The organism is Deltaproteobacteria bacterium, from assembly GCA_016183235.1.
Lineage (GTDB): Bacteria > UBA10199 > UBA10199 > DSSB01 > JACPFA01 > JACPFA01.
The window spans coordinates 28,568-42,783 of record JACPFA010000033.1; the positions used below are offsets into that span (position 1 = coordinate 28,568).

Annotated in this window: 18 protein-coding genes; 17 read left to right on the forward strand and 1 reads right to left on the reverse strand. The window is 48.1% G+C overall.

What is annotated here, in order from left to right; genetic code table 11:
- Positions 1-87 precede the first annotated feature (87 nt).
- Genes HYU97_08080 through HYU97_08130 form a run of 11 tightly spaced genes read left to right on the forward strand, consistent with a single transcriptional unit; the run spans position 88 to position 7,680 of the window.
- On the forward strand, positions 88-720 hold the full coding sequence (locus HYU97_08080) for a nucleotidyl transferase AbiEii/AbiGii toxin family protein (GenBank protein ID MBI2336702.1): 633 nt from the start codon (positions 88-90) through the stop codon (positions 718-720).
- The gene (locus tag HYU97_08085) at positions 717-836 is read left to right on the forward strand and encodes a hypothetical protein (protein MBI2336703.1); all 120 of its coding nucleotides are present in this window, start codon (positions 717-719) and stop codon (positions 834-836) included. Before HYU97_08080 ends, HYU97_08085 begins: the two co-directional genes overlap by 4 nt.
- Positions 814-1,263, forward strand: a complete 450-nt coding sequence (locus HYU97_08090) for a response regulator (protein MBI2336704.1) — start codon at positions 814-816, stop codon at positions 1,261-1,263. Before HYU97_08085 ends, HYU97_08090 begins: the two co-directional genes overlap by 23 nt.
- Positions 1,260-2,489: a response regulator gene (locus HYU97_08095; protein ID MBI2336705.1), complete on the forward strand. Its 1,230-nt coding sequence runs from the start codon at positions 1,260-1,262 to the stop codon at positions 2,487-2,489. Before HYU97_08090 ends, HYU97_08095 begins: the two co-directional genes overlap by 4 nt.
- Complete coding sequence (locus HYU97_08100; GenBank protein MBI2336706.1) at positions 2,486-2,893, forward strand: response regulator; 408 nt, start codon at positions 2,486-2,488, stop codon at positions 2,891-2,893. Before HYU97_08095 ends, HYU97_08100 begins: the two co-directional genes overlap by 4 nt.
- A complete protein-coding gene (locus tag HYU97_08105) occupies positions 2,886-3,341 on the forward strand; it encodes a response regulator (GenBank protein ID MBI2336707.1) in 456 nt (151 codons plus the stop codon). The genes HYU97_08100 and HYU97_08105 overlap by 8 nt, the downstream gene beginning before the upstream one ends.
- Positions 3,338-3,718, forward strand: a complete 381-nt coding sequence (locus HYU97_08110; GenBank protein ID MBI2336708.1) for a response regulator — start codon at positions 3,338-3,340, stop codon at positions 3,716-3,718. The genes HYU97_08105 and HYU97_08110 overlap by 4 nt, the downstream gene beginning before the upstream one ends.
- On the forward strand, positions 3,715-4,296 hold the full coding sequence (locus tag HYU97_08115; protein MBI2336709.1) for a hypothetical protein: 582 nt from the start codon (positions 3,715-3,717) through the stop codon (positions 4,294-4,296). The genes HYU97_08110 and HYU97_08115 overlap by 4 nt, the downstream gene beginning before the upstream one ends.
- Before the next feature lie 3 nt (positions 4,297-4,299).
- On the forward strand, positions 4,300-5,049 hold the full coding sequence (locus tag HYU97_08120) for a hypothetical protein (protein MBI2336710.1): 750 nt from the start codon (positions 4,300-4,302) through the stop codon (positions 5,047-5,049).
- A gap of 46 nt (positions 5,050-5,095) precedes the next feature.
- A complete protein-coding gene (locus HYU97_08125) occupies positions 5,096-6,304 on the forward strand; it encodes a PAS domain-containing protein (GenBank protein ID MBI2336711.1) in 1,209 nt (402 codons plus the stop codon).
- Positions 6,304-7,680 (forward strand): sigma-54-dependent Fis family transcriptional regulator, encoded by a 1,377-nt coding sequence (locus HYU97_08130; protein ID MBI2336712.1) that lies wholly within the window; start codon positions 6,304-6,306, stop codon positions 7,678-7,680. The genes HYU97_08125 and HYU97_08130 overlap by 1 nt, the downstream gene beginning before the upstream one ends.
- A 55-nt stretch (positions 7,681-7,735) precedes the next feature.
- On the opposite strand, the gene HYU97_08135 is transcribed toward HYU97_08130, so the two are convergent.
- Complete coding sequence (locus tag HYU97_08135; protein ID MBI2336713.1) at positions 7,736-9,178, reverse strand: AAA family ATPase; 1,443 nt, start codon at positions 9,176-9,178, stop codon at positions 7,736-7,738.
- Between the two features lie 554 nt (positions 9,179-9,732).
- Between HYU97_08135 and HYU97_08140 the strand changes: the two genes are divergently transcribed.
- From HYU97_08140 to HYU97_08165, 6 genes are all read left to right on the forward strand, one after another.
- Positions 9,733-11,145 carry an ATP-binding protein gene (locus tag HYU97_08140; protein ID MBI2336714.1) on the forward strand — a complete coding sequence of 471 codons (1,413 nt, stop codon included), beginning with the start codon at positions 9,733-9,735 and terminating at the stop codon, positions 11,143-11,145.
- Positions 11,146-11,400: 255 nt separating this feature from the next.
- Positions 11,401-11,616 (forward strand): gas vesicle structural protein GvpA, encoded by a 216-nt coding sequence (gvpA, locus tag HYU97_08145; protein MBI2336715.1) that lies wholly within the window; start codon positions 11,401-11,403, stop codon positions 11,614-11,616.
- A gap of 141 nt (positions 11,617-11,757) precedes the next feature.
- Positions 11,758-12,270, forward strand: a complete 513-nt coding sequence (locus HYU97_08150) for a hypothetical protein (GenBank protein ID MBI2336716.1) — start codon at positions 11,758-11,760, stop codon at positions 12,268-12,270.
- Between the two features lie 23 nt (positions 12,271-12,293).
- Positions 12,294-12,674, forward strand: a complete 381-nt coding sequence (locus tag HYU97_08155; protein ID MBI2336717.1) for a hypothetical protein — start codon at positions 12,294-12,296, stop codon at positions 12,672-12,674.
- A gap of 225 nt (positions 12,675-12,899) precedes the next feature.
- A complete protein-coding gene (gene gvpN, locus HYU97_08160) occupies positions 12,900-13,847 on the forward strand; it encodes a gas vesicle protein GvpN (protein ID MBI2336718.1) in 948 nt (315 codons plus the stop codon).
- 22 nt (positions 13,848-13,869) lie between these two features.
- Positions 13,870-14,214 (forward strand): hypothetical protein, encoded by a 345-nt coding sequence (locus HYU97_08165; protein MBI2336719.1) that lies wholly within the window; start codon positions 13,870-13,872, stop codon positions 14,212-14,214.
- Positions 14,215-14,216 lie beyond the last annotated feature (2 nt).

Consider the following 14,216-nt stretch of genomic DNA (forward strand, 5'->3'; position numbering starts at 1 on the left):
ATCAGTGTTTGCCAACTTTCGGGGTGTGTCTCCCAAGAGCGCCCACTTTTGGTCCGTTATTTTTGATATCCCCAGAGAGGAGATATTGTGTTTGAAGAAGCACTCATCGGAGGAGCCAAAGACAGCTTGGCCCTACTAGGAAGCTCAGGGCTTTTACGAGAAGCCTATCTCGCTGGAGGGACAGCGGCCGCTTTACAGATGGGGCATCGTATTTCGGTTGATTTCGACTTTTTTACTCAAGAAACCTTCGACCCAAAAAAGGTTGCCGAAGCATTGTCTCAACTGGGTTCCTTTGCAGTGGATCAATCGGATAAGGGCTCCGTCTTAGGAGAGTTTCAAGGGGTTAAATTTTCTCTCTTTGTTTATGAATACCCTTTGATCGAAAAGGCACACCCCTATTTGTCCCTCTCTCTTGCCTCCCTTCAGGACATAGCCGCCATGAAAATTGATGCCATTTCTGGTCGAGGGGCCAAGCGGGATTTTGTGGATCTTTATTTTCTTTGTAGTCAAGGATTTTCGTTGAATGAAATTTTGAGATTTTACCAGAAAAAGTATAAAAAATTGGCCTCAAACTTAATTCACATTCAAAAAAGCCTTGTTTATTTCGCGGATGCTGAGGCAGATGAAATGCCAAAGATGCTCAAGCCCACCCAATGGGATCACGTTAAACATTTCTTTGAACAAGAAGTCATTAGGGTGTTTACTCGACTACCACAGTGAGGAAAATAACCCATGGCCATGGGGGGAGGATTTGGGTACAATCTAAAAAAGGGCAAGGAAGCACGTTTTATTTTACACTCCCAAAGGAGTCTCATGGAACCACCCAAACCAATTGATATTCTGCTCGTTGAAGACGACGAGGGGCATGCCCTCCTGGTGCAGGAAAATTTAAAAAACCACGGTGTTATCAACAAGATTTATACCGTAACGGATGGAGAGATGGCGCTCAACTTTCTTTATCGTCGCAGGGAGTTTGCCGCGGAGGGAAAGGCGCCACGTCCAGGGTTGATTCTCCTCGATCTGAATCTCCCCAAGGTCGACGGTTTTGCAATCTTGTCTCAGATCAAAAAAGACGAAGACCTCAAAATCATTCCGGTTATTATCCTGACAAGCACAGAGGATCCAAAAGAAATCGATCGGAGCTATCGGCTCGGGGCCAACAACTACATTACAAAACCGGTCGAATACAAACAGTTTCAGGAAAGGATTCATGGCCTGGGTCTCTTTTTGGAGATTGTGAGTCTCCCTTTGGTGAAGCCATGAACCCAACCCGGATTCTCCTCTTTGAAGATGATCCTGGCATGGCTTTGCTCACCAAAGAGGCACTGGAAAAGAGCCACTATGCGGTAGACACCGCCCCCGATGGAACCCAGGGGCTCAAGCTGTTTTCAAAAAATTCCTACGATGTTGTTTTGTTGGACCTCGAGATGCCCGACATGACAGGGCTCGAGGTTTTTCGCCTGCTCCAGGGCCTTTCTCCAAAAGTCCTGGGGATTATGGTGACAGGGAGTGGCGATGAGCATTCTGCCGTGGAGGCCCTGAAATCGGGGGTGGCCGATTACATCGTGAAGGCACCCGACTCGGCCCATCTGGCCACCCTTCCCACCGTGATCGAGCGTGCCTTGGAACATGAGGCGCTGAAGGATGAGCAGCAGAGACTCCAGGAGCAGCTGAAAGAGCACGCGATAACGCTGGAGCAGAAGATCGTCGAACGTACCAAGGAGATCGAGCGGTCTCGGAACACACTCGAGGCGACCCTAGAAGAGACGCACCGGCTCGAAACGAGCCTGGTCCAGGCTGAAAAGCTGTCGGGAATTGGCCAGCTCGCCGCAGGGATAGCCCATGAACTCAACAGTCCCTTGACCGGGGTCATTGGCCTGTCTCGAGTCTTGATCAAGAGGACAAAAGGGACAAAAAAGTTCAACCGCCTTCTGAAAGACATCCATGAGGCCGCCGTTCACGCAGCGAAGGTCGTGACCGAACTCTCGGCATTCGCACGGCCGTCGGAGGGCAAAGTGGAGAGTTTCGACCTCAGAAATTGTATCGAAAGGACCTTGAGATTCATTCAATATCAGTTGAATCGGAAGGGGACAAAAGTCACCAAGCGTTTCTCACGGTTGCCTCAGATCCGAGGCGACCGGCGTCAGCTCCAACAGGTTTTTTTGAACATGATCACCAATGCGCGGGACGCCCTGAATTCGACCACGCCGCCCACCAGAAAAGAACTCATCATCGGGACTCGTCCTTCAGAGAACAAGGAGAGTGTGGAGGTCTTTTTCGAGGACAGCGGCCACGGGATCCAGAAGGAGCACCTGCAGCAAATCTTTGATCCTTTTTTTACGACCAAGGAGCCTGGTAAGGGAACCGGCCTTGGGCTTTCTATTAGTTATACGATCGTCAAAAATCATGGGGGGACGATTGAGGTGGATTCGGAGGTGGGCAAGGGAACAACCTTTACGATCCGATTGCCCATCGAGGGGGTGCAATGACGCTAAACGGGATTCTCATTGTGGATGATGATCCTGTCGTCTGCCTCGCACTCAAGGAGCAGCTTCTTGAAGAGGGGTATCGCGTACAGACCGCGTGTAGAGGGAGCGATGCACTTCGCATCTTAGGGAAAAAGCAGTTTGATCTTGCGTATGTCAACCTCATCATGGACCCCATGGACGGTATCGAGACGGCAAGGCGACTCAAGCAAATCGATCCTCGAATGAAGATCGTTCTCATGTCTGGGCTTCACGAAGAACTGGAGATGAGAAAGCAGGAGGCCTTTCAAGTCGGCGAATGTGATATGATCATCGACAAGCCGATCACGCTTGATATTGGTCGATTCACAAAGAAGGTTCTGAAAAAGAACTTTCCTAAAAGGGGTGGAAGGGGGAAATATGCTTAATAAGAGGCGTTTGTCTAAGGGTGAAAAGATCTTGGTGGTAGATGATGACCGTGTTGTGGGGATCGCGGTGAGGGAGGAGTTGAAAGAGGCGGGCTATTCTGTAACGATCGCCGGCTCAGGAAAGGAGGCGGTTCGAAATGCCAAACTGCAAAACTTTGCCCTGGCCTTAGTCGACCTCTGGATGCCGGGGATGGATGGGGTGGAGACCTGTAAGAAGGTTAGAGAAGTTTCTCCGAAAACGGAGGTGGTCTTGGTCTCTGGCCGTCCCGACGGTTTTGGCGGTCGCGAAGGGGATTTTGTGAAGGCAGGGGGGGTGAACTTCTTTCTCTACAAGCCGTTCCAGGAAGGAGAGCTTGTCTCCATTGCCAAAAAGGTCCTGGCAGTCTCTAGGAAGGAAGGAAGGAAGGAAGGAAGGAAGGAAGGAAGGAAGGAAGGAAGGAAGAAATGACGACCCTACTGATGATTGATGACGAGAGGGAACTCCTCGAGGTGTTTGCAAAATTTTTCCCGAAGAGGGGGTACCAGGTCTTCACAGCCGCCTCGGGGTTAGAAGGGTTGAAGGTTGCTCGAAAAGAAAAACCCGATCTCATCGTCCTGGATATGCGAATGCCGAAGCTGGACGGGTTTGAAACCCTAAAGCAACTTCGCAAGAGGGACAAAAAAACAAGGGTCGTGATGCTGACAGGCTATGGTACCGCCGGGCTCATTCGTGAGGCCTCGGAGCTTAACATTTCCGACTTTGTGGCAAAGCCGTTTGACCTCCATCACCTGCAGCGGCTCATCGAAGAAGTCCTCGATCCCGCATCCGGCGGGGGGGCGATGTGAGGCGCCTTTTTTACGTTCCTATCCTCCACACCGAGAGGGAAGTCTCCCTCATCCAGTCGGGTGAGGGGCATGGGGAGAAGGTTCGCTCGATCCAAGAGATGTGGGCCGGTCTGCAAAAAAAGCTCCTCGATCTCGCACTTCCGTGGGAGAAGGTGCGCATCTATCAAGATGCCCTTCCGGTCTGCGGCAGGGAAGAAGAGATTGTCCGACAATTGGCCTTGAAAGGGAGCATGAACCATCGTCTTCTGCTCGGGTTCATGAAGCGGGGCGCCCGTCTCGAAGGGACAGAAGACCCGGGGCTCCTCTTGAAAGAGTACGACCTCCTCTCTCAGGCGTTTAGCGGTTCCTCCGATGCGTCCCATGCGACCCCCTATCGGGCCCAAAGTGATGCCCTCCTGGCGGAAAGGGATCAATTCATTGTTCGGAGGGTGCAGGAGACCTTGCAAGACGGAGAGACAGTCCTTCTTTTCATGGGGGTCAGGCACAAGATCGAGCCGCTTTTAAAGAAGGATTACGAACTCACTTATGTCATCTACCGACTCCCTTTTCAAACAATCAAAACGGTTTATAATCTCTAGCCTATGAAAAAACCTCCTGGGTTTGCCCCCCTCCATGTCAACTGGAACCTCCTCGACAGCCGCCGATTAGAACCCCTTTATCAATTCGCCCACCTCCTCTTTCAGGGGGACCCCTCCGGTGGGGGGATCTTAAAGACCCTCCTTTCTGCCGAAAGTGACATCGACCGACCCTTCATGAACCTACCCCACAAGGAAAGAGACCATCTCGAGAAGGCCCTCGAGGGTCTGGTCATCGATCTAAAATTTAAGATCTCGGACAAACACGCAGGTGAGATCCTCTCCGTCCCGATCCACCTCGAACCCGCCCGCGTCATGAAACGAGCGATCTTGGGAAGGAGTTCGCCAACCGATTTCGATAGGCAGTTTGCGAATATTCGAAAGATCGTGGCCGAATTTGTCTTAAAGGAGTTTAAGAAAAAGATGAGGGAGAGCCTCCAGGGCTTCTTCAAGGCAGAGGTGGTCAAAGCAAAGGTCAAGGCCGGTGTAAAAGAACTCATCCGACTGGGGGCCATCACGCGGAAGGGGCTATTTGCCTCCGAAACCACGATCGAAGACCTGCTCTCGGGAAAATATGCCGATATCTTCGCACGGGTTGCCAACCGCGAGGTGGTGAATGAGGGGATCCTCATCCGAGAGACATTCTCTGGACTCTGCGAGTGGGCAGAGCTAGGTCACGAGGCATGGGCGCGCGAAGCAAGGCAAGAACTCAACCTTATCGGAGAAACCCTCGGGGCCCTTCACAATCTGGTTTGACAAAAAAATGTTTCCCCCACAAGATTTTGGAGGTATACTCCCTAGGATGAACCGACCCCAAGTCAAAGAGGAGCTCCTCTCGGCCGCCAGGCCGTTTCTTGAGGTAAGAAAGATTCAGAAACTCGACGAAGAGTTCGAGAAGGGTGGGATCAGGATGAAGATCGCCACACTAGGGGAAAGGGTCAAGGTCTCCGAGGAGAAATACCAGGCCCTGTTCGAGGGTTCCCCAGACGGGGTTGTGGTCTGCCGCCCCGGCGGGGGAAGGATCCTGGAGTGCAACCGTCAGACGGAGCATCTCCTCCTTAAGATGAGGCACCAGCTGAGAAAGATGTCTCTTGTCGATCTTTTCCCAAAGAGATCTAAGAAGACCCTGAAGGACGGCCTTGAGAAAATTATGCTGGGCCCAGTTGATTTCAAGGATCTTTGTATCCCCCTTGAGAAGGGAAAAACGCGAACCTTAAGCATGACGGCCAGTGGTATCCGCCACGAAGGCGAGAAGGCAGTCCTCTGCATCTTCAAGGATGTAACCGAGAAACGCCTTCTGGAGAATCAGATCCGTCAAACGGAGAAGATGTCTCTCTTGGGTCAGTTCACCGCTGGGGCGGCCCACGAGATCAACAACCCCCTGGCCATTATTTCCTCGCACACCCAGTATCTTTTGGAGAATGTCCTGAATAAGAAGATTCGCAAGAAGGAGATGAACGAAATCCGGGAGACCTTAAACCTTCTCTACCGAGAGGCCCACTTTTGCGGGGGAATCATCAAGAATCTCTTGGCCTACACCCACGTAAACGGGGTGGTCCGAAAACCGGTTGATCTTACAACGGTCGTCAACCATTCCATCAAGATGGTGGAACGCCAGCTCAAACTCTCCAACATCACCGTGGAAAAACGATTCACCGAAACAATTCCCCACGTCCTATCCGATGACAACCTACTGCAGCAGGTCCTCATGAACCTGATCTGGAATGCCCAGGCGGCCATGCCCAAAGGGGGCAAATTGCGGGTGGAGGTGCGAACCGATCAGAAGGGCTCAGTCGAGGTCATCGTCAGTGACACGGGGCTTGGAATCCATTCGAAGAATCTCGACAAGATTTACACCCCCTTTTTCACCACAAAAGAGATCGGCAAGGGAACGGGGCTGGGGCTCTGGGTGGTCAAGTCGATACTCGATGACCACAAGGCAGCGATTGATGTGAAGAGCCGGGTTGGAAAGGGAACTGTTTTCACCATAAAGTTCCCTGCGGCTTCTTAATGGAAACCATTCTCATCATTGATGACGAAGAAGATCTTTGCCGCACACTGGAAAAAGTGCTCACCAAAGAAGGGTATCGTGTCATTTGGACCACTTCTCCTGGTTCCGTCTTATCACTGATGCAGACGGAATCGCCCTGCGCCGCTCTGTTGGATCTCAAGCTGGGCAACCAAGACGGGCTCGCTGTTCTAAAGGAGATCCGTGAAAAAGATCCTCACCTACCTGTGATTATGTTAACCGCTTACGAAACCGTGAAAACCGCCGTTGAGGCCATGAAACAAGGGGCCTTTCACTACATGCCAAAACCCTTTGATAACGAAGAACTTAAAACCCTCCTTGATAAGGCCATCACCCAAAGAAGGCTGTATGATGAAATGAACAAGCTGAGAACCACGCTGGGTGAATCTGAAACGTTAAAGATGCTCATGGGTCAATCCGAAAAAATCCAAGAGGTCATTAAATTGATTCATTCTGTGGCCCCTACCAATGTGAATGTCTTGCTCTTGGGTGAATCGGGAACTGGCAAGGAACTGGCTGCCAATGCTATTCATCATCTCTCAAAGCGTGCTAATGGGCCCTTTATTCCTGTCGATTGTGCCGCCATTCCTGAGACGCTTATTGAAAGTGAGCTTTTTGGGCACGAAAAAGGCTCTTTCACGGGTGCGGTGTCTTCTCAACCGGGACATTTTGAAATGGCTGACGGCGGCACCATCTTTTTAGATGAGATAGGGAATATTCCTCCCAGCGTTCAATCCAAGCTCCTTCGCTTTCTTGAAACCCATGAACTCAAAAGGGTCGGGGGGAGAAAACCCATTAAAACATCGGTACGGGTTATCGCAGCAACCAATATTGATTTAGCTCGGTCGTCTAAAGAAAATGGTTTTAGATTAGATCTGTTGTATCGACTTAACGAATTCCCCATCCACCTCCCCCCTTTAAGAGAAAGACCCGAAGATATTCACCTGCTTTGTGCGCATTTTGTTGCTGAATTTGGTTTAGAACTCGAGAAAAAAATTGAAGGGATTACCCCAGAGGCCTTGGAACGACTGCAAAATTATTCATTTCCCGGAAATGTAAGGGAGTTGAGAAATGCTTTAAAGCGAGCCAGCGTCATCGCCACTGGCCAGATCGAAGTAGCCAATCTTCCTCTTGAAGTTTGTCAGCCAGAAAAAAAAGCCCCCCTTCATGAAATTACCCTCCCCTTGGAACCCAATCTCCCCCTCCTAGAAGCCTCACGCCGAATTGCCATTCAAGTGGAGAAGAGCCTTATCCAAAATGCCTTACACCGCACCCAGGGGCATTATGAAGAGGCTGCGCGCCTGCTCGGCATCTCACGAAAAACGCTCTACAATAAGGTGAAGGAATACGGAGTTTAAAAATCAGACCTCTTGCATAATCTATTGATACGGTGAAAAATGTAATTTTTACCCCTTATGCCAAGAAAATATCATCAAGTGTCAGTATTCTGTCAAAATAACTTGTCAGTTCATTGTCGGCACCCTCTGTGGTAATAAGAACCTTATTAATAGTAGCCTTTTTTGGGTTTGGAAACAATTCCAGTTTACGTTCGAAGTCCGCAATAATCCTGCGCGTTGCCTTTGATTGCAAATATTTTATCTCACATATTGTGATGACCCTGTCTGACCTGTCAAAAACAAGGTCTATTTGAAATCCTTTATCTTGAGTATGTGACTGGCGATTAAAGAAAGCCCCTGCCTTATATATGACCGATTCAAATCCAAGCAATTTGGCAATAAGGCGATGCCGCTTTCTACAGAGGCGTTCAAAACTATACCCCAGCCATTTTAGGTATGTATCGGTGTTGATAGGAAGGGCTGGATTTTTATTAAAGCTACCGTTTTGTATTTCTCCATAGACCGGCTCGATGAATTTAAAATAAAATTGCAGATATTGGTCGCTGATACCGTATCTTGTAAGCAGACTTTGTTCATCCAGATTATATGGGACATATCTTGTTATGAATCCGCAAAGCTCCAAATCCTTTAATAAGGCAGTCAGTGTTCCTCCTGTCTCACACTTGATATGTTTTGCAATCTCCTGTCTTGCAGCAAACCTTTCTCTGCTTAGAAATCTAATAACTTTAAGATAATCTCTGTTTGAGCCCAGCCTGCTTGTAAAAATTCTTTGGTATTCATTCGAGAAGAAACTTCCCGATACGAATGTATTTTTGCACAACCCCAAAAAGACTGACGACTCACGGTTCAGATATTTCAGATATTCCGGTATGCCTCCTACGGTCAGATAAGCATCCATGACCTCCCGGTTAGAACGCCTGCTTCCGAGAAATGACTTCGTTTCATGGAGGTCAAATTCCTGCAAATGTATTTCGTGCTGGGACCGGTTATAAAGAGCACGGGAATGAAGAACTTTGTTGATGATGAATGACGGAGATGAACCACACAGAACAAGGACCAGCGATCTATTTTGCCTAAAATAGTTATCCCAGACATATTTAAGTTCGGCTATTAGCTGACTGCGATAGGATGCCAACCATTGCAATTCATCTAGAAATAGGGTCCATTCCCCCTTTAAGGTATATTTTGCAATCAATTGAAATATCTCTGCCCAGCTTCTGAGGTTAAGCTTGGCAATAAGAGGATCTCCAGCATATTCAGAAAACTGTGAAAGCACGTGCTTCATCTGGCTGAATTTGTGCTCGCCTTCGACCCCTTCAAATTTTATGATGTTCCGGTTTCTAAAGGCCTGTTCGACAAGTTCTGTTTTGCCGACCCTGCGCCTGCCGTATACCACAACAATAGATGCTTCGTTGGTATCAGCTATTTGAGCGAGTTTCGAAAGTTCAAATTCCCGGCCTATGAATTGTTTATTTGCATTGATTCGTTTGGATTTCATGGCAGGTACAACTTACAGAAATCCAGCCAAATAGTCAATAAAATGATACTAATTGGCTTAATTTATGCTTTACGTTTTTAGCCAATTAAGACTATTTTAGTTGCTAATTGGCTGGAATACGTTTCTGATACTCATATTGGCTTTAAAAATTGTCTTTTATTTCTGTTTCATTGATAGTCTAAAAAAGGGTCATAAGTGAAACTGTTTAAGATTCAAAATTGCTTGCATAAAGCCGGGTTGGAGGGCTTACGCGAACGACGAGGAATTAAAGCAATCATCCCGTTTAAGAAGAAATTACTCAAAGCAGTTGAAATGTTGAATGGCTTGTAATCGGTCAGTCATTGGTCGTAAATTGTCATCCCCGTGAAAACGGGGATCCATAAATTCTTGAAAACACTGGATTCCCGCCCCCCGATCGGGGTCGAGGGCATGTTTCGCGGGAATGACATTTTTCAACACTCTCAATATCTGTCGTGAAATATCATGCTGCCTATAATTTGGGTGACTACTTCATCTAGATAGGGTATAATTCAGTTGAGTTAGAGGTGTAACCTATGTATTTCCCTAGATTTCTGTCTTCAGACCTTTCGCGGTGGAGAAGACAGATCGATCACAAACCGCTGATTGTTCGTGGGGCAAGACAAGTCGGAAAAAGTTTCTTAATTGAAGAGTTTGGAAGGAGAGAGTTTAAAAATGTCGTAGTCGTAAATTTCGAAAGAGAATCATCCATGAGAAAACTCTTCTCATCAGAAGATCAAATAAAAAGTATTCTGAACCAAATCGAGATTACCAAAAATGTTTCAATAGAACCTGAAAATACACTGTTGTTTCTTGACGAAATACAGGCATGTCCCGATGCTATCACAAAGCTCCGATACTTCTATGAAGAATTCCCAAAATATTACGTTATTGCCGCAGGGTCGCTGCTTGAATTTATTCTGGATGAACAAATAAGGTCATTTCCCGTCGGAAGGGTTGAGATGATGTATTTGTATCCCTTGGTTTTTGAGGAATATCTCGAGGCCATAGGGGAGGAAAGAATTTTGAGATTCATCAATGGTGTCGGGCACAATGATGTGTTGTCCGGTGTCGTGGCAGACAAACTACGAAATTTTTACCGCGATTATTTGATAATAGGTGGCATGCCAGAACCTATAAAAAAGTTTCTTCTGACCTCCAGCATGATGGAGGCCCAAAAAACGGCAGAAAATCTTGTAAAAACTCTGGAAGAAGATTTTAGGAAGTATCAATCGCGATTTGACACGTCACATCTTGAGTTGATATTTGGTGAGATCCCAAAGTGGATTGGAAGGCAAATCAATTATTCAAAACTCAATGCTACTATTCTTACCCCCCAACAGGTTTCAAAGGGCGTGGAACTTTTACGAAAAGCCATGCTTATAACAAAAGTGAATGCAATAACTTCAGCACGGTTTCCTCTTGCTCCGCGCACGAAAATTCATCCCAAACTTTTTTATCTAGATGTGGGGCTTGCACAAAACAGAAATAGAATTACAAAAGACATTATGGAATCTCCTCTCTTGTCTTCCGTTTATGGTGGTGGCTTAGTTGAACAGTTTGTTGCCCAAGAAATTCTTGCACTGACCAGCTCTGCAAAAAAGCCGGAATTGTTCTTCTGGGTTTCTGAAAACAGAACGTCTACGGCCGATGTGGATTTTATCCTGCCACACGAAAATTTCATAATACCGATTGAGGTAAAATCTGGCAAGGGAACGACACTTGCGTCATTGCACAGATTTAATACCCTCTATAAACCGCCAATATCCGTCAGGGTTTATGATGGAAATATTTGTCTTGAAACAATATTCGTCAAACTTTCAACGGGCGAAAAAATCTCATACAAGCTGCTTTCAATACCCCATTTTTTAATTAGGCAACTACCGCGGCTCATTACAGACCTTAGAATAAGTGACCCCAGTGAATCGAGTAGGCCCCTTCCCAATTGAGAACCCTTTTACTCAAAATTTTTAATTTCCACCTTAGCTTTTACTTTCCACCATGGCGTCATTCATCAATTTTTTGGCCGTTTAAAAACAAACAGCACAACCACTTATCGATGTTACGAACCCTGCATGCCTTCCACCTTTACTGACCTGGCACGTTAATTGCTAGACCATCTAGACTATATTGAAGACAAAACGTCTGATCATAAAAACCGTCCTTTCACCTTGTGAGGTGAAGGACAAAAAAAGGGGGTAGTTATGGCCGTGCAAAAATCAATGGCTAGTTCGTCACTTGCAGAAGTTATCGATCGCATCCTTGACAAAGGGATCGTAATTGATGCTTGGGCAAGGCTTTCGCTCGTGGGGATCGAATTCCTATCTCTCGAGGCCAGGGTCGTGGTCGCCGGGGTCGAGACCTATTTGAAATATGCCGAAGCGATTGGCTTAACAACCAGCGCTGCTCAACCTGCCTAAATAAAAGTTTCAAGGGGGTTTGCCGAGCGAACCCTTCGCTTTAAAACGAAGGCTCCGTTTGCCAAACCGTCTGAACCTTGAATACCAAGGAGCAGTGTGGTGCCCGTACCTGAAGAGATCCGAAGCTTAGCAGAGGGCGTTGTGGCCTCGTTTGAATTGGGGGTCAACGCCGTGGGTCGCCTGATTGAGCAGGGGCTTGAACTTCTCGACGGCTATCGTCGCGAGCAAGAAGCGGTTCAAGGGCGGCTTCGCAATGCCTTGACCTTAGTTGGAAGCCTTCGAAGGAAAGACTTCGATGGGATCATGGGCAGGATTCTCGCGTTCCAGTTGAGCCGAGAATCCGAAATCAAGACGCTCATCAGGGAATCCCTAAAAAAGCAGAGGGGGCTCGCCGCGAGGCTTAAACACTCTCTCGAGGCTGGCATCTTCCAAGAGGTGGAACGGTGCAAGGAAGGGCTTTCCAGGCTAATCGATGAAGCGAGGGAAGAGATTTTTGCGTTTCAACGGGAGCAGGAAAAGATCCGCTCCGCCCTTGAGGCGCTTGAGGCCAACACTCTGGTATCGGCCAGGGAATTCAAGAAGGTCATTGGTGATCTCGAGACGGAACTTTTTGGTGCGGACAACAAACAGGTAGCGGCCATGGGAAATGGCTAACACAAGAAAGGATGGTTAATGATATGGGACTCGCAGAACAATTCGTAAATTTGGGGGAGGATTTTCTGGGCGCTTTTGATGCCAGAGTGAACTTCCTCGGAAAGAATATCGTTGATGTGAAGAACTTGAAGCTGGACACCCATAAGCTCCAGAACAAGTTCGCCAAGGAGCAGAAGGCCATGGGAAACAAGCTCCGAGCCGATCTCGGCGCCTTTGTGGACGACTTGACCGGAACCGTTGAGGCTCTGCAGCACAAATTCCAAAAACAACAACGGACAGTCCATCAGGATTGCACGGCCGCGCATCGAGCGTGGGAAAAGGTTGAGAAGACGATGCAAGCCAAGCGCCGTAATTTAAAAAACGCCGTCAATGCAGCAAAACAGAAGGCATCTCGCTCTAAGTAACTAAGATGCCTTTTCACGGAAGGTCACCCCTCCGCGCTTGAAGGCGGATGGTTGATCCTCCCTGGGGGATGACATGAATCAATCGGAAAAGATCGTTTGTGCCTTTTGCCACGGCCGCGGGGTAGTCCGTATTGCCAAATCATTAAAAAACAAGTTCCACCTGTGTCACGATTGCAAAGGGACAGGGATGGAAACTGAAACCAGGGAATCGGGGGGAGGCTTGCTATGGAAGTTGATCAAGGGGCCATGACCGTCGTGCAGCCCAAGGCCGGCGAAGGTTTTATCGAAACCTCTTTTATCAAAGGTGTCTTGGATCGGGCCATGCATTATCTAAAGGCCGGTTTTCCGGTTCATCTACGCGGTATCGCGGGGACCGGCAAAACGACCTTGGCATTGCGTCTTGCCGAGTTCTTGAACAGACCGGTGGTATGGCTGCAGGGAGATGAAGAACTTTCTACCACTCATTTGATTGGAGGAGAGATCGGCTATCATAGGAGAAGTTTGCGCGACAATTTTATTTCCTCGGTCTTGAAAGTCGAAGAGGATGCCTCCAGGGAGTGGGTCGACAACAGGCTGACCCATGCCTGCCAAAACGGCTACACCCTGGTTTACGACGAATTTACCCGTTCCCGCCCAGAGGCCAACAATGTGCTCCTTTCGGTTCTGCAAGAAGGGGTCTTGAATTTCCCAACCAGCCGTGGGCAAGGGGAACAGATCATCAAAGTTCACCCCGATTTTCACGCCATTTTTACCAGCAATCCCGAAGAATATGCTGGGGTACATCGGTCTCAGGATGCCCTCCGTGATCGATTGGTGACCCTCGACCTTGAGTCCTTCGATCGTGAATCCGAGATGAAAATCACCCAAAAAAAATCGGGGACGCCGCTTGTCGATGCGGCCAAGATTGTTGACATCGTACGGAGTGTGCGGGATTCGGGGCAATACGAGTTTGCTCCCACCGTTCGTGGTTGTCTGATGATTGCCAAGGCGGTCTATTCCTACAAGGGCCGTGTCAAGATTGACAAGACCGATCCCATCTTTCGACAAATCTGTTTGGATATTCTTACTTCCGAGACATCGCGGATCGGTAGCAAGACAACCGCAAAAAAAGTGAAAGACATTGTTTTAAAGGCGATCGACCAGTACTGCAAAAATGGGAATGGTCACGCATGAATAAAAAATCAGGAGGACGTTTATGAGTATTTTAGCCAGACCACAGCGGGGCTGTGCTTCGATCAAGGGGACCTCACGTATCAAACACCTGGCAAGCTTGGGTGGCGAACTTGCCCACGAGGCAAACCGCCTCTATATGCTGACTGTGAAGCGAGAGAGCATGGTGAATAAAAAACGTTCCATTGAAACCCGGCTCAAGGAGATCAACAAGGTGTTAAAAGAGATCGAGGTAGAAACCGATATTAGCAGCAAAAAATACAGCCTGCTGAGCGGCACGCACACCCCTCGTCGAAGTCGCGCCAAGACTCATGATGAGGCAACATCCGCCCAAACAACATCTACCAAAATGTTTTCTATGAAATACTAAGA